The organism is Cohnella ginsengisoli (assembly GCF_029525555.1).
GTDB lineage: Bacteria > Bacillota > Bacilli > Paenibacillales > Paenibacillaceae > Cohnella > Cohnella ginsengisoli.
Window position 1 is genome coordinate 405,520 of record NZ_JAPDHZ010000006.1, and the last position, 20,125, is coordinate 425,644.

A 20,125-nucleotide genomic window follows, 5' to 3' on the forward strand; every position below is an offset into this window, starting at 1 on the left:
CGCCTTCCGTCGCCGGGGCCGGCCGATACCGGGCGATCCCGGCAGCGCCGCGACGAGGCGCAAGTTAGGCCTTTACGCGCGCACCGCGCTCCCGCATAGTGAGAGAGACAGTTAGAGGAGGCATCCCCTGCATGAAGCAGTCGCTATACAGATCCTTCGTCGTCCGGCTCGTCCGCAATTACATCTTCGGCTCGGTCGTCGCGGTGATCGGCGTGGGCGGCGCGATCCTGTCGGGCAGCCTGAACGTGCCGCGGGGCGAGCTGCTGCATTTGCAGGCGATCCTGCTGATCTCCCTGCTGACGATGTTCGTTGCGGAATACTTCGCTTTCCGCCGGCATATCGCGCCGATCCGCGAGCTGTTCCGGTCGGAACGGCCGGCGCTTCCGCAGATCGAAGCGGCTTACCTCAGGGCCCATCGGTTGCCCTCGCTCGCCGTCGTCCGCACGCTAGGCCCGCATCTGCTGGGGTTGTCGCTGCCCGCGAGCGCGCTCGCGCTGCTGTCGATCCGGCTTGGGTGGGTGGATCTTCCATACTACTATATCGGTTTGGCGGCGGCCGGAGCGGTTCTCGTCGCATGCATGCACGCTTTAATTGAATTTTTCCTCACCGCGCAATCCGTCCGTCCGCTGCTCGCGTATCTGAAAACGGAGGGCCGCCGGCTGTACGGCGCGGATATTTCCCTGAATGGGCGCGTCCTCGTCTCGATCCAGCGCAAGTTTCAGCTGAGCGCGTTTTTGATCGGGACATTCCCGGTCATCCTGTTCAGCCTGGCGACGCAGATTCGCCTGAACGGCTGGTCGCAGGATCTGGGTTACGACTATTGGCGATGGGCGGGACTCATTCTCGTGACCGGCGTCGGTTTTTCCTCGCTTGGCGCCTGGCTTCTAGGCAGAGACGTCCAGCAGCCGATTCGCGAGCTGTACGAGGCGATGTCGGAGGTACAGGCGGGCAGGCTGCAGACTTCGGCGTCCGATCTGTACTCGGACGAGTTCGCCAAGTTGATGGCGGGCTTTAACGGTATGGTCGACGGGCTGCGGTCGCGGGAGCGGATGAACGCGCAGCTGCTGCAGAGCTATTACGCCACGCTGGCCGCGGCGCTGGATGCCCGGGATGCGTATACGGCGGGCCATTCGCAGCGCGTAGCCGAGTACAGCTCGGTCATCGGACGGGCGGCGGGCCTCTCCGTCGAAGAGCTCGACGTGCTGAACAAGACGGCGCTGCTCCACGACATCGGCAAGATCGGCGTTCGCGACAGCGTGCTGCTCAAGGAGGGGAAGCTGACGGACGAGGAGTTCGAGCAGATCAAGCAGCATCCCGTCCTGGGGGAAAACATCCTGCTGCAGGTCGAGCCCCGCGAAGCGATGGCGCCGCTGCTGCCCGGCGTTCGTTCGCACCACGAGCGCTACGACGGCCGCGGCTATCCGGACGGCCTTATCGGCGAAGGCATTCCCCCCGACCGGCCGCATCATCGCGGTGGCGGACGCGTTCGACGCGATGACGTCGGATCGGCCGTATCGCAGGGGGATGCCGTTCGAAAAAGCCCTCGCCATTCTTGAAGAGGGCAAGGGCACGCAGTGGGACCCCGCGTACGTCGAGCTTTTCGTCTCTCGCATGCGGGGGGAGATGAGCATTGGACCGCTTGCGATAAACGTCAAAGACCGCCCGGGCGCTAGCCTCGGGCGGTCTTTGACGTCTGGCTGCTTGCCGGGAGGTCCGCTGCCTTTTATCTCCCCGGCATTTTCTCCTTATCCATATAGAGCACGTTCCACCGGTGTCCGTCGGGGTCGGCGAATCCGCACCCGTACATCCATCCCTGGCTCTCTCCGGGCTTGCCGTACAACTCGCCGCCGGCGGCGACCGCCTTCGCGGCCAGCTCGTCCACTTCCCCCGCGGCTGTCCGCCCCGAGCGACAGCAGCACCTCCGCCGCTGCGCGGGCATCCGAGGCATCGCTTGAAGCAAAGCTTGCGAACGTCTCCTCGGGAAATAGCATGACGACGACCGCCGGGTTGCCAACGAGCAGGCTGACGGCAGAATCGCCGCCGGGGAAATTCGCATTAAACGTGAAGCCGATATCGCGATAGAACTGCCTGGTACGCGCCAAATCCTTGCTGGGCAGGTTGATCCATAATTCCTTGGTCATGGCTGTCTCCTCCATGGCTCTCGGCCGGTTCGCTCAAAGCTCGCCAACGACTCAAGCTTCGCTTTTATCCTCATTGTAGCACGCCTCCGCCACCGGGATTTCTCATCGATTGCTCGAATCTGAACGCGTTTTTCTAAAAAAAAGGCATTCGCCCGCTTGACGCAGCATTCAAGGTGTTGTATGGTTAGTTACATAAGTAATTAACCAATGTGGTGGTGAAGTTAACGATGAGCTTCCTGATCGACGACAGCCGTCCGATATTCGTGCAAATCGCCGAACGCATCGAGAACGACATTATCGAAGGCGCGCTGCCCGAGGAATCCCAGGTGCCGTCGACCAATCAGTTCGCGGCATTTTACCAGATCAATCCGGCGACGGCGGCTAAGGGCGTCAATCTGTTGACGGAGCAAGGCATTCTTTACAAGAAGAGAGGGATCGGCATGTTCGTGGCGGCGGGGGCGAAGGCGAGCCTGGTCGAGAAGCGCAAGGAGCAGTTCTTCGAGCAATATGTCGTGACGATGATGCGGGAAGCGGAGAAGCTCGGAATCACGCAGGATCAGCTCGCGGACATGGTCCGCAAGGGAGGGAACAAGTCATGAGCGCGATCGTAAAGGTAACGAACCTGACCAAGTCCTACGGCGGCACCGCGGCGGTCCGCGGCGTGAGCTTCGAGCTGGAGGAAAACAAGATCTACGGGCTTCTCGGCCGCAACGGCGCCGGCAAGACGACGATCATGCACATGTTGACGGCGCAGCAATTCGCGTCGGGCGGGGACATTGAAGTGTTCGGCGAAGCGCCGTTCGAGAACGAGTCGGTTCTAAGACGCGTCTGCTTCATCAAGGAGAGCCAGAAGTACCCGCCGATGTTCACGGTGAAGGACGTGCTGGAAGTGTCCGCCTCGCTCCATCCGAATTGGGACGCGGCATATGCGGCCGAATTGGCCGAAGCGTTCGGACTGCCGATGAAGCGCAAGATGCAGAAGCTGTCGCGGGGCATGCTGTCCGCCGCCGGCGTGGTCGTGGGGCTGGCCAGCCGGGCGCCGCTGACGATCTTCGACGAGCCGTATCTGGGGCTGGACGCCGTCGCGCGCACCTTGTTCTACGACCGGCTGCTGGAGGACTATGCCGAGCATCCGCGCACCGTCATTCTGTCGACGCACTTGATCGACGAGGTGAGCCGCCTGCTGGAGCACGTGCTGCTGATCGACCAAGGCAAGCTGCTGCTGGATCAGGACGTGGAGCGGCTGTCCGGGATGGCCTACAGCGTCGTGGGCGCCGCCGCCAGGATCGATTCGTTCGTGTCGGGGAAAAAGGTGTTGTCGCGGGACGCCATGGGCGCGATCGCTTCGGCGACGGTCATGGGCGAGGCGAGCCCGCAGGAGCGCAGAGAGGCCGCGGAGCGCGGTCTGGAATTCGCGCCGGTATCGCTTCAACAGCTGATCGTGCATCTGACAGGCGGCAAAAATGAGGAGAGGGAGGCGGTCTCGTTATGAATATCGTCCAACGCGGAAGAATGAAGGCGGTCACGTCCACGATTCTGAAGGACAAATTCAGCTGGTTCCTGCTGCCCTGGATCATTTCCGGATCGAGCTTCGCCGTTAATTTAGTCATCGCCTTCTTTTCCAAAGAAGACATCACGACGGGCGGCAGCGCTTCCCTGTACATCTACATGCTCGCAGCCGGCATCATGTCGGTATCCAATACCTTGCCGTTCTTGCTCGGCTTCAGCGTCAGGAGGTCCGATTATTTCTGGGGAACGGGGAGCGCGATCGGTTTGGTGGGCGTGATCTGCGCAGCCGTCTTGAGCTTGCTGTCGTACGTCGAGAGCGAGTGGCTCGACGGTTGGGGCGTCGGACTTTACTTCTTCCACCTGCCCTACGTCAGCGAAGGCTCCGTGCCTGTTCAGTTTCTGGTCTACTTCCTGCTGATCGTCTTCTTGTTCTACCTCGGCTTCCTGATCGCCTGCGTCGCCAAGCGCTTCGGCAAGACCGGCATGTTCGTCCTCTCCATCGCCGTCCTCGCGATCGGCACGGTCTGGAGCTACGTCATGACGCAGCAAGGCTGGTGGACCGATCTCGGCCATTGGCTGGCGGACCGCACGATGCTCGAGATCGCCGGCGGCACCGCGCCGCTGACGCTCCTGTGCATGGCGCTCTCCTACGGGCTGCTGCGCCGCACGTCCGTCTGACGCCGTCAGGCGCGCGGCAGCTCTCGCAGCCTGGGCGTTGAATGAATATGCGCGACGCCTTCGCGGCACAACCCATACGGCTCCCATCTGCAATCGCTGCAGAGGGAGCCGATGTCGTCCGGTCGCACGCGCGCGGCGACGGCGGCAACGACGTCCGCCCATGCGCGACGCTCTCCGACGGCGATGCCGATTTGCCGCGCGATTTCCTCGTCCTTGCGGTACACGCTCGCATTCTCGCAATGCGTCTCCTGGTCCTCGGGGAAAGCGGCGCAAATATCGTCGGGCCCCAGGATCAGCTCGATCTCCGTCTCGGGCGCCGTCCGCAGCCGCTCGTATACGCGCGTCATGTTCGCGCAAAACCCCTCCGAGTACCCTTTTCCCCGGTATCCCAGCAGGCAAAGCAGATGATGCCCGCGCAGTTTGATCGTCATCCTGCATCATTCCTTGCGTTTGATTGTTAACCGTGATTATACCATTCGGTTAACGATGGTGCATCCTAGTCGGTAGCTCCATTTAAAAAAGCGATCCTGCCTATTTGGTCAATTCACTTTACTAAATCGCCTCTCTTGTGTTATTCTCATATGGTCAACTAAATTGACTATATAACAAAGGAGGCAAAGTTTATGAACCAGCAACCGCAAGCTTTAAGTTCATTCGGCGAAAAGGACGGTGTCCCGCAAGATTTAACGCATTCGAAGGAGGTGGCGCTAGACTTCATCGAACGCTTCTGGAACAATGGCGATGCCTCGTGCATCTCGCCGATTCTGACGGACGATTACGTCGATCATGCCTACGAGCCGGGAAATGCGGAAGGCTTGCTCGCGATGGCGGACCGGCTGCGGACGGCGTTTCCCGATCAGCGGTCGACGGTCGAGAGCGTCACGGCGGAGGGGGACCGCGTCGTCGTTCGCCTTCGGATGAAGGGCACGCATCTGGGGACCTTCAGGGGGAAGGCGGCTACGGGGCTCCCGATCGATGCCAGGCTGTACCGGGAGTATCGGGTCGCGGACGGCCGAATCGCCGAGCATTGGGCGCTGTTCGACACCGCGTCGCTGCTGCGGCAGATTGGCGCGGAGCTTAACGAGCAGCCTGCCTGTCGCATTAATGGAGCGCCGGCGCAGGAGTAGCGGCGGATAAGAAGGACATGCGAGGCAGCTTGGAAACTTGGAGCGAGCCGGTCGGTCCCCGGTAGTGCTATCCTGCAAAAGTGCATCACGTTTACGCGATAGCCCCATATATGCTTCTTCGCTTTTAAACGATTGATGATTTACGCCGTGCTGCGCCAGTCGCCGCGGGTAACGGCGTTCGCCATGGCGCCCGTTCATCGGAACCGGGGCGTTGGCGTAACGCATTTCCGCACCAAACCCCGCGCCCCCGCCCGCGGCTACCCCGCGCCTGGCCCCTTCTGTTACAATGGACAGCAACAAGCAGCACAGGGATCGGGAGGAAAAGACCATGTCCGAGGCGGGCGCCTGGGGTTACGAGTTGACGTTTTTGTTTGCGACGGCCTTTCGCGCGGCGGTAGACGAGCTTCACCGGGAGTTGGCCGCGCAGGGGTTCGACGACGTGCGGCCGTCGCACGGCTACGCGTTCCAGAAGCTCTCCTTCGGGGGGAGCGACGGGCATCGAGCTGGCCGAGCATCTGGAGATTACCAAGCAGGCGGCCACGCAGATGATCGACTATCTCGAGGGACGCGGCTACGTCGAGCGGCGTCCGCATCCGAGCGACGGGCGCGGCAAGCTGGTCGTGCTCACCGAGCGGGGATGGGCCTGCATCCGGGCGACCGAAGCGCAATTCGCCGCCATCGAAGGAAGATGGCGCGAGCGGTTAGGGGAGCGCGAGGCCGAGCGGTTGACGCAGAGCATGCGCGACATCGTACGCTCCTTCGGCGAAGGGACCGCGAAGTTCAGGCCCGTCTGGTAATTCGGCATGGAGCGTACCGGAAACCCGTCCGCATACGTCTTTCCTCGCATTCCGGTGTTTTGCAGGATTGGAGGAAATTGCCGCCCGTTTGTAGAATGGTGTAGAGGAACGGCGCTCCGGCCGATGTCTGGCGGCGGGAGCGGGCCGCGAATCTACATGCGACGGGAGAATGCCGATGAGCAGGAAGTTCCTGAATTCCCCGACGGCCTATGCGCTCGGGATGTTCGCGATGATGGTGCCGAGCCAGGCTTTCAGTTCGTTTTACACGTATTTTTACGTCGAAAAGCTGGGGCTGGCCGTCGGACTGGCGACGCTCGCGCGGACGATCTATCTCATTTGGGACGCCGTCAACCAGCCGATGGCCGGGTATCTGTCCGACCGTACGCGCTCGCGGCACGGCCGCCGCAGACCGTGGATTTTCGCATCCATCCTGTTGTTCATGCTGGCCTTCGTCATGGTGTTCGCCGTTCCGCCGAATCTTCATGACAGCGCTTTATTTACCTGGTTTCTCGTCGCGCTCATCCTCTTCGAGGCGATCGCCACGATTCTATGGGTGAACTATGGCGCGCTGTTCCCTGACTTGTTCGCCGGCGACAGTCTGCGGGCCAAGGCTTCCGCGGTCCAGCAGGCCTACCAGATCCTTGCCATTCTGATCGGTACGGCGCTCACGCCGATTCTCTATAAGGCGCTCGGCTTCGGCACAATGTCCGTCGTATACGCGGCCATATTCGGCATCTTCATGACAATCTTTGTTCTGAATGTCCGCGAGAACGAGACGTTCGCCAAGGAAGAGCCGCTGCCCCTCGTACAGGCGTTTCGCGAGACGTTGAAGAACAAAGAGCTCTGGCTGTTCTACGTGGCCGGCTCCTTCGCGCAGACGGTGAACGGTCTCGTCAGCTCGATGATCCCGTTCTACGCCAAGTACGCGCTCGGCGTCGGGGAGGACGACGTTACGCTGTTGATGGCGTCTGTTTTCGTATCGGTCATCCCGCTCGTCGCGGTATGGTTTTATATCGTGAAAAAGCTCGGCGGCTACCGCAGTTGGCGCTTCGCCTTCGTCGTCTACGGGCTCTCCGTCATTCCGCTCTGGTTCGCGAACAATCTAGGGACCGGCATCGCGGCCGGCATCTGCTTCGGCTTCGGGCTGGCGGGCTTCCTCGTATCGCCCGCGCTGCTCTGCAGCGAGATCATCGACCGGGACGCGCTGCGGACCGGACGACGCAGAGAAGGAATGTACACGGCGGTCGGCGGATTTCTCACGCGCTCAAGCGGGCTGATCTCGGCGCTCGCCTTTTTCGTCGTCGGCCGGATGTTCGGCTACGTGAGCGGCGACGAACCGGGGCCGCATCCGGAGGAGACGTTCCGCTATCTAATCTGCATCGTGCCGCTTTGCCTGCTCGTCGTCTCGTTCGTCGTCTCGCTGTTTCTCAAGCCGCAGCCCGTCGCTGCGGCTCCGCATGCGCAAGGAGGAATCGACGCCTGATGGCCAAGCTGCTGATCCTGAACTGCGACGACTTCGGCCAGAGCGCGCCCGCGAACGAAGCGATCATGCATCTGCTCGAGGAGCGCCGGGTCTCGTCCGCCACGATCATGACGCCCGCGCAAGGCTTCGACCAAGCCGCGGATTGGTGCAGGCGTCATCCCGAAGCGAGCGTCGGCCTGCACCTCACCTTCACGAGCGAGTACGACGCCGTTCGTTTCGCAAGCCTGACGGGCCGCCCTTCGCTGCACGACGCGGAAGGCTTTATGTACAAGACCGTCGAAGCGTTCGAACGCGGATCCGCCAAGGCGGACGTCGTCGCCGAGATGAACGCGCAGTTCGACGCCGTCGCGCGCGCCGGAATCGCCGTGACGCACGCGGACAATCACATGGGCAGTCTGTACGGCATCGCCGCCGGCCGCAGCTACTTGCCGCAGGTTTTCTGGCAATGCTCGCGCATGGGCCTTCCGTTCCGGCTATTCCGCCACATCGACCCTGCCGAAGCGCTGACGGCGAACGCGCCGGGCGTGGAGGCGACGCTGGCCAAAGCCGTGGCGCTGTGCGACACGCTTGGCGTGGCGGTGCCGGACTACCTGCTGAGTCATCCCTACGGCATCGAGCCGGGGGAGACGTACGAATCGTTCAAGGCGATGCTGATCGCCAAGCTGTATAAGCTGCCGGAAGGCGTCGTGGAGACCTATATCCATCCGGCGGTGCCGGACGCCGATCTCGGCGCGCGCATTCCGAATTGGGAAAAGCGGGTATGGGAGTATAAGCTGATGCTGGATCCCGACTTCGCGGCTGCGATGAAGGATGCGGGCGTGCAGCTCACGGATTACCGGTATGTGAGGGAAAAGCTGCGTCGGCCTCGGCTCGGGTCGGCGTTCAGATTGGCCAAGCTCGCGCTCGGCCGGGGATAACGGCGGGCCGATGAAAAAAGCGCGCCTCCGGACGTCTTGCGTTCGGAGGCGCGCTGCTTTATTTATTCGTGCTATGCTGGCGGGAAGACACCTTTTGTCCTTGCGTGCCTTGACCTTGATGCGCTTTGTTGCGCCGGTCCTTGCGCTGGCGGTCATGGACCTGCTCCACGAACGCATGCGTATCGCTCATTTCTGCGAACCCCCTCGAAATGACTAATAAATGATGTCTTTGTGATGCACGGGTTTCCGAAGCTTGCGACACTCAGCCTCTGCTCTTGCCCTTCGCACCGGTGCTGCAAGCCTTATCCGCCGCGGACCGAAACTCGTCGTCGTTGCGCGTTCCCAGCTTGTCGCCGAACTGGTCCAATCTGCCGGGATGACCTGCAGGTCCGCCGTTTTCGGGCCTGTTGTTGCGTCCGGACATTCGTTATCCCCTCCTTGGCATCGTTACGAGAGCCCCTTTAGTTTACCTTGAGACTAGCCGTATTATGCGGTTCGTACGGGCTTTCGGCGTGAGACGAACTTGACGCCGTGTGTTACAATTCGGGCATTGCCGGAGATATGTTACAGCGCCGGCTCGGCATTCGCGCGGCGGGTTTGGCGTATGCTGTAGGTGATGCGCGGAGGATGGATGAACATGAAGAATAAATCGAATCAACGCGAGGAAATGACGGGCGTCCGGACGGAAGAGCATCCGGATGCGCGTACCGAATTCGAACGGGAGCTTGCCCTCGAACAAGCCCAGGAGCACGAGCGCACCGAGAAAGCGAAGCGCGGACGGCTGCTCTGGTTGGCCGTCGGCATCGTGCTCATCGCCGCCAATCTGCGCGGCGCCCTTACCGCGGTCGGTCCGCTGGTGGGCCGGATCAAAGACGATCTGAGCCTTTCCGGCGCCGGCGCCGGCATGCTGACGACGCTCGGACTGCTTGCCTTCGCCGTAATCTCGCCGGTCGCGCCCAAGCTGTCCCGCCGTTTCGGCGCGGAGAACACGCTGCTCGCCGGCATGGGCTTGATCACGGTCGGCGTCATCGTGCGGGCCGCGCCTTATGCAGCGCTGCTGTTCGGCGGCACCGTCCTGATCGGTATCGGCATCGGCTTGGGCAACGTGCTCGTGCCCGCGCTCATCAAGCGCGACTTCGATAATCGCGCCGGCCTCATGACCGGCATCTACTCAGTCGCGCTGACGCTCGTCGCGGGCATCGCTTCCGGCGTCAGCATTCCGATCGCGGACGCGCCGGGCTTCGGCTGGCGCGGCGCGCTCGGCGTATGGGGCCTCGCTTCGGCGCTGGCGATGGCCGCTTGGCTGCCGCAAGTGACGCGCGGCCGGCGCGAGCGGGACATCCGCCGCACGGCTTCGCCGTCCGCGCGTCCGTGGCGGTCGCCTTTGGCGTGGCAGGTTTCTTTGTTCATGGGCTTTCAATCCATCATTTTTTACGTCAACGTCACCTGGCTGCCCGAGCTTCTGCAGGATCGCGGCATGAGCCCGGGTACGGCCGGCTGGATGCTGTCGCTGATGCAGATCATCGGCCTGCCCGCCAACTTCCTGGCGCCGGTGCTGGCAGCGCGGCGTCCGAGCCAGCGGGGCATCATGGCAGTCGTGATGGCGATGCTGCTCGTCGGCTACGCCGGCCTGCTTTTCGATGCCGGCACGGGACCTTTGACGGTCGCCTGGGTTCTTCTCATCGGCGTCGGCGCAGGCGCGAGCTTCAGCCTTTGCCTCGTGTTTTTCTCACTGCGCACCCGGACCGCGACCGAGGCCACGGAGCTGTCCGGCATGGCTCAGTTTGTGGGCTATCTCGTGGCGGCGGTCGGCCCCGCTTTGATCGGCTTCGTGCACGACCGCTCCGGCGGCTGGCAGACGCCGCTCGTGGTAATGGTCGTCGTCGTGGCGCTGGCTGCGGTATTCGGGCTCGGTTCGAGCCGCGCCGCCTACGTGTCGTCAACTTCCGCGCAAGCGTCCAACAATCCGACAAGTCTTGACACAAAATAGACACAATTAACCTTTTTAATTTTTTTTACATCTGGGACGCAAACGGGTGTAAAATGGGGAACAAGGGTTCATTTCGACCTTCCGGATCGAAAACGAAGAAGCCAAAGGAATAGCGGCACGCCTTTTTTATGTGAAAAATGGTACAAATGTCGCCCGCCTCCCCATGCCCCTTCGTCCGTCGAGACGGAGATTCGCAAGAGACCGCATGACCTTACTGTAAAGGAGGACTTTGTCTCATGACTACCACACCGCAATCGCAAGGCGCCGAGCAAGCCGTCGACGCGCAAAAGGCCCAGGATGTGCTGGATCAACTGATGAAGCCGGAAGTTCAACAATCGCTCACTACGCTGGTGGACAACCTGCCCAAGCTGACCGAGATGGTGACGACGCTGACCGCGGCGTACGACTTCGCATCCGGCCTCGCGAAGGACCAAGTTTTCATCAACGACACGAAGGCGGGCATCGTCGAGTTTTTCACGCCTGTCGTCGACAAAGCCAAGGGCCTCGCATCCGCGGCCATCGAAGCGGGCGACCGCGCCGAAGCCGACACGCAGGCTGTCGGCCTGTTTGGTCTGCTTAAGATGCTCAAGGATCCGCAAGTGCAGAAGACGCTGCGCTACACCCAAGCATTCCTGAACGTACTGGCGGAGCGCCAGCAGCAACGCTAATCCCCAAACCACTGACTCACGAACGGAGGATGGACCATGGCTAAACAAATCTTGATCCTGGGCGGCGGTTACGGCGGATTGCTGAGCGCGCTGACGGCTCGTCAGCATCTGAGCGTCCACGAAGCGGCGATTACGGTCATCAACCGTTATCCGACCCACCAGATCATCACCGAGCTGCACCGTCTGGCTGCAGGCACGATCAGCGAACCGGCTGTCGCGCTTCCGCTTGCCAAGCTGCTGAAGAACCAAGGCATCAATGTGATCATCGATACGGTCAAGGAGATCAAGCCGAACGACAAAAAGGTGACGACGGCCGGCGGCGGCACGTACACGTACGACAACCTCGTCATCGCGCTCGGCTCCGAGACGGCTTACTTCGGCATCCCGGGCCTGCAGGAGAACAGCTTCGTGCTGAAGTCCGTCAGCGACGCGAACAAGATCCGCGAGCACGTGCATGCGCGTCTTGACGCCTACAAGGCATCCAAAGATCCGGCGGACGCGACGATCGTCGTCGGCGGCGGCGGCCTGACGGGCATCGAGCTCGTGGGCGAATTCGCCGACAAGCTGCCTGAAGTCGCGCGCGCCAAGGGCATCGACCCGGCCGACATCAAGCTTTACGTCGTCGAAGCCGGCCCGGCGATCCTGCCGATCTTCCCGCCGGAGCTCATCGCCCGCGCCCAAGCGAGCCTCGAGAAGCGCGGCGTCGAGTTCATCATCGGCGTAGCGATCACCGAAGCTTCCAAGGATACCGTCTCCCTGAAGGACGGCCGCACGCTGAAGTCCAACACCATCATCTGGACCGGCGGCGTCCAAGGTCACGAGATCGTCGCGAACTGCGGCATCGAAGTGAACCGCGGCCGCGCATCGGTCACCGATACGCTCCAGTCGACTTCGCACCCTGAAGTCTACCTCGCAGGCGACTGCGCGGTCGTCATCCCTGGCGAAGGCGCGCGTCCGTATCCGCCGACGGCACAGCTGGCTTGGCAAATGGGCGAGCTCATCGGCCACAACCTGGCTGCCGTGATCAAGGGCGGCGTGCAGGATACGTTCCAGCCGGTATTCTCCGGTACGCTGGGCAGCCTCGGCCGCAAGGATGCGGTCGGTACCGTCGGCGCAAGCAACACGCGCTTCAAGGGCTTCCCTGCGACGCTGATGAAGGAAATGAGCAACATCCGCTACCTGACGCACATCAAGGGTCTGTTCGCGGTGCTTGAATAGGGTTTATATCCGAAAAAAGTCGTTCCACGCCCGGCAATGCGGGCGAGGGACGACTTTTTTTGCAATATGAGAGAGTATGGAATCAGCGCATAACTTAAGTAGGGAGCTGCGTTGGGGGGGTGCAAACAAGCGCAACTACGCTAATCTCGACACGGTTGAGCCGGGAGCTGGGCGGGGGTCAGGGGGGGGGGGCTGGGTCAGCGAGCTGGTATGGATAAGTGTTAAAAAGCAGTTAATCGGCGCGGTGATCCAGTTGCGGAGGAAATAAGGGTTAAAACGCATTTATTTTGGTCTAAAACGAGTCAAAATGTTGGAAAGTGGGGAATTAACTGCCTTTTAACACTTATTTGCCCTCAGGATGTCGCGATCAAGGAAAATAACTGCTTTTCAACAACTATCGGATAGGCAGCGAGCGCAAGGATGCCAAGCCCCGCAGGCTTGGCTCTATTCACGTTTGACTATCGCCGCATATCGGCCTCGGGTACGCCGTAGTCTCGACAGGTACCGCTGTGCAACGCCTCTTCGGCCCGGAATATACCTTACTCCCGACAGGTGGCACTGTACAGCGCCTTCCGCCCCCTCTCGCATCGTCGCGCGATACCAGAAAGGGCATAACACTGAATAATCTGGGTTATTTCTGGATTATTAAAGATAACGCATCGGACTCAGGAGACACTATTTCTTGCAGAATAGTCCAATCGCGATCATTTCGGACTGGAGGGTCGTTATTACCCCGCATCAGGGCTAAACATGGCCGGCAATCCCACAATAACAGCCCCTGGGTCGCGAGGGGCCGCTAAGCGCGAAAAGTTTACAAATAAAGGTTCCTCGATCCGTCAAGTTCTCGTTAATGCGCAAACAAACAGGCCGCACTCGTTTTGTATTATACGCAAGGGCTAGGGACCCTTCACAGACCCAATTGGTGTCATAACTCTCCTGAGATTTTTAATTCAGATTAACGACAACCGCCTCGCCCTTCACTCGCTTCTCGTAGCGGTGCTTTTTCACGGTCCGGGATATTCTGATTGGTATAAACGAAGTCCGCCGGACTCCGGCGAATAAAGATGTCCATCGATTTTGAAGAGCAATGGACATCTTGCCATTTCCGCATCTTTCGGGTAATATAGTCCAAGTGATATTGAGAATCGTTATCGATTATACTTGCGGCGATAGCGCCAAACAAAACAAACCCTCCAAGGAGAGAACATCTACATGTCTAAGCTTCGCAAATCCGGCCTGGTCCTCACGTTTATCCTGCTGCTCGTCAGCGTCGTCACCGCCTGCGGCAGCAAAAACAACAATAACGCATCGTCGGGCGCGTCCCCGTCCGCGAGCGCGAGCGCGTCGGCTTCCGCCAGCGCGAGCGCTTCAGCATCCGCATCTGCGTCCGCTTCGTCCGACGCCGGCGCGACGACGAAGAAGGTCACCGACGGCATGGGCCGCGAGGTCGAGGTGCCGGTGAAAGCGCAGCGCGTCGTCGCCATCGCCAACTTCGGCGATTTGCTAGCGCTCGGCGTCAAGCCGGTCGGCACGATCAACTATTACCTCGACAAGTACAAAGACGAGCCGGAAGCCGTCGCGGGCATCGAGAGCGTAGGCGATCAGGAAGCCGACAACGAGAAGGTCCTTGCCGCGACCCCGGATCTGATCATCGTGAGCAACTACTTCAAGCCAGAAGTGGTGGACGCGCTGCAGAAGATCGCGCCGACCTACGCGACGACGTTCGGCCGCACGCCCTACGAGCAGTTGGACGACCTGGCTGCGCTGCTGAACGTAGAAGATGGGAAGCAGGCTTTCCTGGACGGCTTCAAGGCCGAAGCCGCGGACGCCAAAGAAAAGCTGAAGGGCAAGATCGCCGAAGGCGAGAAAGTCGGCATCCTCCAATTCTGGAGCAAGAAAATTTACGAGCATCAGACCAAAGTATTCACGCCGCTCTACGAGGATATCGGCTTCCTGCCGACGGAGCACGTGAAGACGCTGACCAAGACCACCGAGGTTACGCAAGAGGCTGTACCGGCCAACGTTGCCGACGCCGATCGCCTGTTCATCATGGTCGACGGCCAAGCGGACATCGACACGTACAACGCGCTGAAGGAATCGGCTTGGAAGAACATCCCGGCCGTTCAGAAAAACCAAGTCTACCTCGTCGACAGCGGCCACTGGAACGACTTCAGCGCCGCGGCGCTGCAGTGGCAGCTGCGCGACGTCGTCAAACTGCTCAGCAAATAAAGCGTCGCAAAAAGAGGAGTTGGCAGCATCTGCTGCCGGCTCCTTTTCTTTTCCGAATAACGGCGCCGCGATCGCGCAAGCTAGCATCATCCGACGAAAAGGTGGTGCGAGGCATGTCCAGAAGAAGATCGCGGCGGCTCGCCGTTCCCGGCGCCGAGCAAGGCGTGAATGCGTTCAAGGCCGAGGTCATGCGCAAGGAAGGCTACGCCGTAGATCCTGCGCATCCCGACGACGTGAAATACGAGGTCGCCAAGTCGCTCGGCGTACCCCTGACGCCTGGAGACAACGGTCACCTCACGACTGAGGATGCCGGCCATATCGGCGGCAAGATCGGCGGCTCCATGGTGCGCGAGATGATTCGGCTGGCGCAGGAGAAGCTGTCTCGGCAACAGCCTTGACCGCGTCGCTATCCGCATAAAAGACGAACCCGCCGACGCGCCCCTGCGTTCAGGCGGGTTTGTTATTCCCGGCCTTTTCCTACGCCGCCCGCTTCGTGATACAATGAGAGAACAAATGTTCCGGCGGGAAAGCGCGGTACGGCTTGGAGGACGGACGATATGCGGGGGAACGGTCACGATCGCGGTCAGGCCGCTGGTCGAATACGCGCTTCGGAGCGGCGATCTGGCGAGCGGGTTCCGCCAGGCTTCCGCGCTGGCGGACGGGATCAAGGCGCATCAGCAGGTGCAGGAGGCCTATGGCGAGCAGGATCGCCGCGAGGTTCAGCTGAGGGCGGAGATCGAGCATGGGGATCTGCTGTTCGTCATCGAGGGGCGCTGCGACGGTCTGCTGGCCGGCGAAGACGGCAGCGTGACGATCGATGAGATCAAGTCGACCGGCGGAGACCTGCCCCCGTCGGAGGCGGAGACGCCTGAAGTGCACTGGGCGCAGGCTTATTGCTATGCCTACATGCACGCCAAGGCGGAGGGCGTCGATCGGATCCGGGTGAGAATGACTTACGTGGAGACGCGGGGGGGACGGAGGAGCCAGGAGATCCTTCGAGCGGACGGCCGACTACGCGGAGTTGGAGCGGCGCATCCAGGACTACGTCGAGCGCTATGCGCCGTTCGCCGAGCTGCAGCTGCGGCATCGCGCAGCGCGCGACGAGAGCATTGCCGGTCTTGCCTTCCCGTATCCGGCGTACCGCGCAGGTCAGCGCAAGCTTGCGGGCGCGGTGTACCGGAGCATCGAGGCGGGCCACCAGTTGTTCGCGCGCGCGCCGACCGGCATCGGCAAGACGATGTCCACGCTATACCCCGCCGTGAAGTCGATCGGCGAAGGGCGTCTCGCGCGGCTGTTCTATCTGACCGCGCGCACGACGACGCGGGCGTCGGCCGAGGACGCGCTGCGGCGCATGCAGGACGGCGGACTGCGGCTGCACGCCGTGACGATCACCGCCAAGGACAAGCTTTGCGCGGCCGCGGCCGCGCAGTCCGGAGGACCGGGGTGCGCCGGGGGCGCGTGCATGTATGCCGAAGGATTTTACGACCGCATTAACGGCGCCGTGCTCGACCTGCTGTCGAACGAGACGCTGATGGGCAAGGACGAGCTGCTTCGTTATGCGGGGAAGCACCGCGTGTGCCCGTTCGAGATGTCGCTGGAGGTCGCCTACATCGCGGATGCCGTCATTTGCGACTACAACTACATATTCGATCCGCGCATCTCGCTCAAGCGCGTCGCGGCGGAGTGGAAGGCCGCCTGCGCGCTGCTCGTCGACGAGGCGCACAACCTGCCGGACCGTGCCCGGGAGATGTACTCGGCGGAGCTCTTCAAGCGGGACTTTCTGAATCTCGTCCGCGCCTTCAAAGGGCGAGACGCCGCCGTGCGCGCGGCCGCCAAAGCGGTCGACGCCGCGCTGCTCGCCGTGCGCAAGCGGGAGGACGGTCAGGGCGCGTTTCTGCTGCCCGAAGGCGTGCCCGAGGCGCTCGACGAAGCGGTCGAGGCGTTCGCGGCGGCAGCCGAGGGCGCGCTGGTCATGGCCGAGCGAAGCGGAGGCTTCGATGGAGGGGGGCGCGCGGACGCGCGTGACGTCTTGCCCATCGCATGGGGCGGCGAGACGATGTCGGCAGACGCCGCGGCGATTGCACGGTATGGATCCGCTGCAGTAAGCGACGGCGATCTTGACGTTTCAAGGGACTCTTCCGCATCTTCCGCAGCACCCGAAGAGGGCGCCGAGGTGCCGGCGGACCCGCACGAGATGCTGCTCGAAGCTTATTTTGCGGCGTTAGGCTGGATGCGGACCGTCAAGCTCTACGACCCGGAACGCCATGTCGTCTATGCCGAACGGCAGCGCGCGGATTTGAAGCTCAAGATCTTTTGCATGGACCCGTCCCGCCTGCTGCGTCAGATGCGCAAGGGCTACCGCTCGCAGATCTGCTTTTCCGCGACGCTGTTCCCGCTGAGCTACTACATGGACCTGCTAGGCGCAGAGGATACCGACTACTCCGTGTCGGTGCCGTCGCCCTTCCGCGCCGAGCAGTGGGACACGGAGATCGTGCCCCTGTCCACGCGCTACGCGGACCGGGAGACGAGCCGCGAGCGGATCGCGGCCAGAATGCTTGGGCTGGCCGGCAGCCGGCCCGGACGCTATCTGTTCTTTTTTCCGTCCTACGCCTATATGAACGCCGTGTACGAGACGTTTCTGGCGCAGGGCGGACAGGCCCTGCGCACGATGCTGCAGCGGCCGGAGATGACGGAGGAAGAGCGGGGCCGATATCTCTCGGCGTTCGAAGCGGACGACGGCGAGGCGCTGATCGGTTTCGCGGTGCTTGGAGGCGTCTTCTCGGAGGGGATCGACCTGGCCGGCGACAGGCTGCAGGGCGTCGTTATCGTCGGCGTAGGCATGCCGCAGCCGAGCTTCGAGCGCGACCTGATGCGGGCGCATTACGACGCCGCCGGATTGTCGGGGTTCGATTACGCCTACGTGTACCCGGGCATGAACAAGGTGCTCCAGGCGGGCGGGCGGTTGATCCGGACCGAGTCCGACAGCGGCGTGCTGGTGCTGATCGACGACAGGTACAGACGCGGGCCTTATCGGCGGCTGCTTCCCGAGGAGTGGGGCGCGGACGGGCGCCACAGATCGTAAAATCCGCAGCGGAGCGACAGCGCCCCGGCCTGCGGATCGGTTTTTAGAGATTGATATGTCCGGCCTTCATCGGGCCTTCTTTGCCGGCATGGTACACGTCGAGTCCGCCATCGGGGCTCTCGAGCACCGCGTAAGGACAGCAATCGTACAGGATGAGTCCGCGCAGCGTGCCTTTAACGGCGTAGGATTCATGATAGCCCTTTTTCAGATCGCCGAAGTCGTTGGCCGTATACACGTGCACGGTGTCTCCGACCTGCTCGGCATAGTTGTGGTTCGTCCGGTTGGCCGCCTTCTTCATCGGCTTGAAGGAGATATGGCCGCTCATGTACTCCTCGGTCGTGTTCAATTCCTTGCCTTTGGCGAACTCCGGCCACAGGTCGCTGAACACCGTCAAGCCGGCTTTGTCGTTATAGACGAGGATCATCGGGATCGTCGCGGGGCCGTAGGGCAGCGTGAACAGGTCGATCAGCTTGCCGTCGTGGAATTTGCCGTTCGTCTGGTACAGCTGCTTTTCGCTGTCGTGCACGAACACGCGGTTGCCGACCTGGAGGGCCGCGAACCCCTTTTCGCTGTCGGTCTTGACGACGGCGTCCGCCGCCTGGGCCGCTCCGGGCGCGATGATCGCGACGGCCAGCGCCGCCGCCGCAGTCAGGCGAAGCGCGTTTTTGTTGAACTTCATGATTCGATCTCTCCTTCGTTCCGTTTCAAACGCCGCCAAAGCGCGTTCGACTATGGCATATTGTGGCATAGAAAAGCAGTAATTGGTAAGTTACCGGGGTCATGCGAAATGTAATGCGGATGAATGACGCGAGGCTGCGAGAACGGGCGGTCGCGGACGCTGGAGGGAGCGCGCGGGGAACGCGGCTTGGCGATAAGCGGGCGGCAGCCGAGCCAAACGTTGGCAAATCAAGTATAATGGACATAACACTACTAACGAGATACGGAGCTGACAGCGTTGAGCAAGCCGACATCGACACCGGAGGGCCAGGCGGCATCCGCGGAATTGAAGCAATGCGTGAGCTGCTTCGAGCTTAAACCGATATCGGAGTTCCGCCGCAGATCCGGACGGCGGGCGGGAGCGAACGCGCGCAGGGGCATCTGCAAGCAGTGCAGGGCGTCCCTGCCGCCGGCCGCGTCCGGCGCGGATCGCGCGGCAGACGAGGGCGAGACGGCTGCCTCGGTCGCGGCGGTTGACGCAGGCGTGCCTGCCGGCGGCTTCCCCCGAGGGCCTGGCGCCCGGCGGCAAGCGCGGCCGGCGGCGGCGCGGCCTGCCTGCGGCGGCGCCCGAGGCGGCGCTCGACGAGGCGGCCGCGCTCGCGGTCGCGCCCGAGGAGGCGCCGCGCCCCGCGCGCAAGCGCAGGCGCCGGCGCGGAGGAGCGCCCGCCGCGGCCGGCGATGCGCAGCAGCAGCCCGAGCCGGCCGTGACCGCGGCGCCGGCGGAGGAGCAGGCTGCGCCCGCGGTCGCCGGCGCGCCGAAGCGCAAGCGCCGCGGCCGTCGCAAGCGCGGCTCGGCTGCAGGCACGAACGCGTTGCCCGCGCCGGAGCAGGCCGTGCCGGAGGCGCCGGCGGATGAGCCGGCCGCGCCCGCGGCGTCGGGCGCGCCCAAGCGCAAGCGGCGCGGCCGGCGCAAGGGCCGCGGCGGCGCAGCGGCAGCAGAGGCCGCGCACGCGCAGCAGCAGCCGGCCGAGGCTGCCGTGCTGCCGGTTGCGCCAGCCGCGCCTGCGCGGGCGGCCTCGCCGCAGCCGAAGGCCGCCGCCGCGAGGCCGCAGCCCAAGCCGCGCCCGGCTGCGCCGGCCGGCGAGGCAGCGCCGCGGGTCCAGCCGCGCGGCTCGGCCCGCGCCCGGGCGACCGCGCCGGGCGGAGCCGCGCGCGGCATCGACCCGCACGACGCGTCGCAGCTCCAGGCGACGCGCGAGGGGTTCGTCCGCATGCGCGGCCGGACAGACAAGGGCAGGGGCTGGTACCAGGAGATCGACCTGGAGATGGCGGTCACGCTGGTGCGGGAGCACGCGGCTGTCGTCGTCAACCGACATACGATACGCAGATTGCTGAGCAATCGCGATTTCCGGATGATGATCCTGAACCGGGACAAGTACACCTGCTATTTTTGCGGCGAATACGGCGACACGATCGACCATCTGCTGCCGCGCTCCAAGGGCGGGCATACGACCCCGGACAACTGCGTTTGCGCGTGCAACCTGTGCAACCAGACCAAGGCGAACCGGGATTTGGACGAGTTCGTGGCAGCGGGCATTCCGGTCAAGCCGCTGGAGTAGCGAATCGAAA

At 62.6% G+C, this 20,125-nt stretch carries 20 protein-coding genes and 3 pseudogenes; 17 read left to right on the top strand and 6 right to left on the bottom strand.

Annotation, left to right across the window (positions count from 1 at the left end):
* Positions 1 to 131 precede the first annotated feature (131 nt).
* Complete coding sequence (locus OMP38_RS28400) at positions 132 to 1,556, top strand: HD domain-containing phosphohydrolase (RefSeq protein ID WP_338130685.1); 1,425 nt, start codon at positions 132 to 134, stop codon at positions 1,554 to 1,556.
* Complete coding sequence (locus tag OMP38_RS35255; protein WP_338130686.1) at positions 1,474 to 2,082, top strand: HD-GYP domain-containing protein; 609 nt, start codon at positions 1,474 to 1,476, stop codon at positions 2,080 to 2,082. Before OMP38_RS28400 ends, OMP38_RS35255 begins: the two co-directional genes overlap by 83 nt.
* Here OMP38_RS35255 and OMP38_RS36320 read toward each other — a convergent pair.
* A pseudogene (locus tag OMP38_RS36320) lies at positions 2,079 to 2,156 on the bottom strand (hypothetical protein); the annotation flags it as partial. The gene OMP38_RS35255 and the pseudogene OMP38_RS36320 sit on opposite strands and share 4 nt — an antisense overlap.
* Before the next feature lie 212 nt (positions 2,157 to 2,368).
* Here OMP38_RS36320 and OMP38_RS28410 point away from each other — a divergent pair.
* Genes OMP38_RS28410 through OMP38_RS28420 form a run of 3 tightly spaced genes read left to right on the top strand, consistent with a single transcriptional unit; the run spans position 2,369 to position 4,328 of the window.
* A complete protein-coding gene (locus OMP38_RS28410) occupies positions 2,369 to 2,740 on the top strand; it encodes a GntR family transcriptional regulator (RefSeq protein ID WP_277568076.1) in 372 nt (123 codons plus the stop codon).
* Positions 2,737 to 3,633, top strand: a complete 897-nt coding sequence (locus OMP38_RS28415) for an ABC transporter ATP-binding protein (RefSeq protein WP_277568077.1) — start codon at positions 2,737 to 2,739, stop codon at positions 3,631 to 3,633. The genes OMP38_RS28410 and OMP38_RS28415 overlap by 4 nt, the downstream gene beginning before the upstream one ends.
* The gene (locus OMP38_RS28420; RefSeq protein WP_277568078.1) at positions 3,630 to 4,328 is read left to right on the top strand and encodes a hypothetical protein; all 699 of its coding nucleotides are present in this window, start codon (positions 3,630 to 3,632) and stop codon (positions 4,326 to 4,328) included. Before OMP38_RS28415 ends, OMP38_RS28420 begins: the two co-directional genes overlap by 4 nt.
* Positions 4,329 to 4,333: 5 nt before the next feature.
* Here OMP38_RS28420 and OMP38_RS28425 read toward each other — a convergent pair whose 3' ends face one another.
* A complete protein-coding gene (locus OMP38_RS28425) occupies positions 4,334 to 4,759 on the bottom strand; it encodes a DUF1284 domain-containing protein (RefSeq protein ID WP_277568079.1) in 426 nt (141 codons plus the stop codon).
* 192 nt (positions 4,760 to 4,951) lie between these two features.
* On the opposite strand from OMP38_RS28425, the gene OMP38_RS28430 reads away from it, so the two are divergent.
* The 4 genes and pseudogenes from OMP38_RS28430 to OMP38_RS28445 all read left to right on the top strand — a co-directional run bounded on the left by OMP38_RS28430 (position 4,952) and on the right by OMP38_RS28445 (position 8,652).
* A complete protein-coding gene (locus OMP38_RS28430; RefSeq protein ID WP_277568080.1) occupies positions 4,952 to 5,455 on the top strand; it encodes an ester cyclase in 504 nt (167 codons plus the stop codon).
* A 494-nt stretch (positions 5,456 to 5,949) separates the two neighbouring features.
* Positions 5,950 to 6,252: pseudogene (locus tag OMP38_RS28435) on the top strand (MarR family winged helix-turn-helix transcriptional regulator); the annotation flags it as partial.
* A 175-nt stretch (positions 6,253 to 6,427) separates the two neighbouring features.
* On the top strand, positions 6,428 to 7,735 hold the full coding sequence (locus OMP38_RS28440) for an MFS transporter (RefSeq protein ID WP_277568081.1): 1,308 nt from the start codon (positions 6,428 to 6,430) through the stop codon (positions 7,733 to 7,735).
* Positions 7,735 to 8,652 (top strand): polysaccharide deacetylase family protein, encoded by a 918-nt coding sequence (locus OMP38_RS28445; RefSeq protein ID WP_277568082.1) that lies wholly within the window; start codon positions 7,735 to 7,737, stop codon positions 8,650 to 8,652. The genes OMP38_RS28440 and OMP38_RS28445 overlap by 1 nt, the downstream gene beginning before the upstream one ends.
* A 58-nt stretch (positions 8,653 to 8,710) precedes the next feature.
* Here OMP38_RS28445 and OMP38_RS28450 read toward each other — a convergent pair whose 3' ends face one another.
* On the bottom strand, positions 8,711 to 8,842 hold the full coding sequence (locus OMP38_RS28450) for a DUF4023 family protein (protein WP_277568083.1): 132 nt from the start codon (positions 8,840 to 8,842) through the stop codon (positions 8,711 to 8,713).
* 72 nt (positions 8,843 to 8,914) lie between these two features.
* Entirely contained in the window at positions 8,915 to 9,076 is a 162-nt protein-coding gene (locus tag OMP38_RS28455) for a hypothetical protein (protein ID WP_277568084.1), read from the bottom strand.
* Positions 9,077 to 9,289: 213 nt separating this feature from the next.
* On the opposite strand from OMP38_RS28455, the gene OMP38_RS28460 reads away from it, so the two are divergent.
* The 5 genes from OMP38_RS28460 (at position 9,290) to OMP38_RS28480 (ending at position 15,155) form a co-directional block, all read left to right on the top strand.
* Entirely contained in the window at positions 9,290 to 10,642 is a 1,353-nt protein-coding gene (locus OMP38_RS28460; protein ID WP_277568085.1) for a CynX/NimT family MFS transporter, read from the top strand.
* Between the two features lie 236 nt (positions 10,643 to 10,878).
* Positions 10,879 to 11,310 carry a DUF1641 domain-containing protein gene (locus OMP38_RS28465; protein ID WP_277568086.1) on the top strand — a complete coding sequence of 144 codons (432 nt, stop codon included), beginning with the start codon at positions 10,879 to 10,881 and terminating at the stop codon, positions 11,308 to 11,310.
* 36 nt (positions 11,311 to 11,346) lie between these two features.
* Complete coding sequence (locus OMP38_RS28470) at positions 11,347 to 12,528, top strand: NAD(P)/FAD-dependent oxidoreductase (RefSeq protein ID WP_277568087.1); 1,182 nt, start codon at positions 11,347 to 11,349, stop codon at positions 12,526 to 12,528.
* Positions 12,529 to 13,740: 1,212 nt separating this feature from the next.
* A complete protein-coding gene (locus tag OMP38_RS28475; RefSeq protein ID WP_277568088.1) occupies positions 13,741 to 14,757 on the top strand; it encodes an ABC transporter substrate-binding protein in 1,017 nt (338 codons plus the stop codon).
* A 113-nt stretch (positions 14,758 to 14,870) separates the two neighbouring features.
* The gene (locus OMP38_RS28480; RefSeq protein WP_277568089.1) at positions 14,871 to 15,155 is read left to right on the top strand and encodes an alpha/beta-type small acid-soluble spore protein; all 285 of its coding nucleotides are present in this window, start codon (positions 14,871 to 14,873) and stop codon (positions 15,153 to 15,155) included.
* A 79-nt stretch (positions 15,156 to 15,234) separates the two neighbouring features.
* On the opposite strand, the gene OMP38_RS28485 is transcribed toward OMP38_RS28480, so the two are convergent.
* On the bottom strand, positions 15,235 to 15,501 hold the full coding sequence (locus OMP38_RS28485) for a hypothetical protein (protein WP_277568090.1): 267 nt from the start codon (positions 15,499 to 15,501) through the stop codon (positions 15,235 to 15,237).
* On the opposite strand from OMP38_RS28485, the pseudogene OMP38_RS36705 reads away from it, so the two are divergent.
* Positions 15,439 to 15,819, top strand: a pseudogene (locus OMP38_RS36705) (PD-(D/E)XK nuclease family protein); the annotation flags it as partial. The gene OMP38_RS28485 and the pseudogene OMP38_RS36705 sit on opposite strands and share 63 nt — an antisense overlap.
* Positions 15,779 to 17,839, top strand: a complete 2,061-nt coding sequence (locus OMP38_RS28490; RefSeq protein ID WP_277568091.1) for an ATP-dependent DNA helicase — start codon at positions 15,779 to 15,781, stop codon at positions 17,837 to 17,839. The pseudogene OMP38_RS36705 and the gene OMP38_RS28490, both read left to right, overlap by 41 nt.
* A 43-nt stretch (positions 17,840 to 17,882) precedes the next feature.
* On the opposite strand, the gene OMP38_RS28495 is transcribed toward OMP38_RS28490, so the two are convergent.
* Positions 17,883 to 18,518 (bottom strand): hypothetical protein, encoded by a 636-nt coding sequence (locus OMP38_RS28495; RefSeq protein WP_277568092.1) that lies wholly within the window; start codon positions 18,516 to 18,518, stop codon positions 17,883 to 17,885.
* A gap of 511 nt (positions 18,519 to 19,029) precedes the next feature.
* On the opposite strand from OMP38_RS28495, the gene OMP38_RS28500 reads away from it, so the two are divergent.
* Positions 19,030 to 20,115, top strand: a complete 1,086-nt coding sequence (locus tag OMP38_RS28500; protein ID WP_277568093.1) for an HNH endonuclease — start codon at positions 19,030 to 19,032, stop codon at positions 20,113 to 20,115.
* Positions 20,116 to 20,125 lie beyond the last annotated feature (10 nt).

Bases quoted from the DNA above. Each gene is read 5' to 3' on its own strand.
- OMP38_RS28400 (WP_338130685.1), top strand. From the start codon at position 132: ATGAAGCAGTCGCTATACAGATCCTTCGTCGTCCGGCTCGTCCGCAAT.
- OMP38_RS28410 (WP_277568076.1), top strand. From the start codon at position 2,369: ATGAGCTTCCTGATCGACGACAGCCGTCCGATATTCGTGCAAATCGCC.
- OMP38_RS28415 (WP_277568077.1), top strand. From the start codon at position 2,737: ATGAGCGCGATCGTAAAGGTAACGAACCTGACCAAGTCCTACGGCGGC.
- OMP38_RS28420 (WP_277568078.1), top strand. From the start codon at position 3,630: ATGAATATCGTCCAACGCGGAAGAATGAAGGCGGTCACGTCCACGATT.
- OMP38_RS28425 (WP_277568079.1), bottom strand. From the start codon at position 4,759: ATGACGATCAAACTGCGCGGGCATCATCTGCTTTGCCTGCTGGGATAC.
- OMP38_RS28430 (WP_277568080.1), top strand. From the start codon at position 4,952: ATGAACCAGCAACCGCAAGCTTTAAGTTCATTCGGCGAAAAGGACGGT.
- OMP38_RS28440 (WP_277568081.1), top strand. From the start codon at position 6,428: ATGAGCAGGAAGTTCCTGAATTCCCCGACGGCCTATGCGCTCGGGATG.
- OMP38_RS28445 (WP_277568082.1), top strand. From the start codon at position 7,735: ATGGCCAAGCTGCTGATCCTGAACTGCGACGACTTCGGCCAGAGCGCG.
- OMP38_RS28450 (WP_277568083.1), bottom strand. From the start codon at position 8,842: ATGAGCGATACGCATGCGTTCGTGGAGCAGGTCCATGACCGCCAGCGC.
- OMP38_RS28455 (WP_277568084.1), bottom strand. From the start codon at position 9,076: ATGTCCGGACGCAACAACAGGCCCGAAAACGGCGGACCTGCAGGTCAT.
- OMP38_RS28460 (WP_277568085.1), top strand. From the start codon at position 9,290: ATGAAGAATAAATCGAATCAACGCGAGGAAATGACGGGCGTCCGGACG.
- OMP38_RS28465 (WP_277568086.1), top strand. From the start codon at position 10,879: ATGACTACCACACCGCAATCGCAAGGCGCCGAGCAAGCCGTCGACGCG.
- OMP38_RS28470 (WP_277568087.1), top strand. From the start codon at position 11,347: ATGGCTAAACAAATCTTGATCCTGGGCGGCGGTTACGGCGGATTGCTG.
- OMP38_RS28475 (WP_277568088.1), top strand. From the start codon at position 13,741: ATGTCTAAGCTTCGCAAATCCGGCCTGGTCCTCACGTTTATCCTGCTG.
- OMP38_RS28480 (WP_277568089.1), top strand. From the start codon at position 14,871: ATGTCCAGAAGAAGATCGCGGCGGCTCGCCGTTCCCGGCGCCGAGCAA.
- OMP38_RS28485 (WP_277568090.1), bottom strand. From the start codon at position 15,501: ATGCTCGATCTCCGCCCTCAGCTGAACCTCGCGGCGATCCTGCTCGCC.
- OMP38_RS28495 (WP_277568092.1), bottom strand. From the start codon at position 18,518: ATGAAGTTCAACAAAAACGCGCTTCGCCTGACTGCGGCGGCGGCGCTG.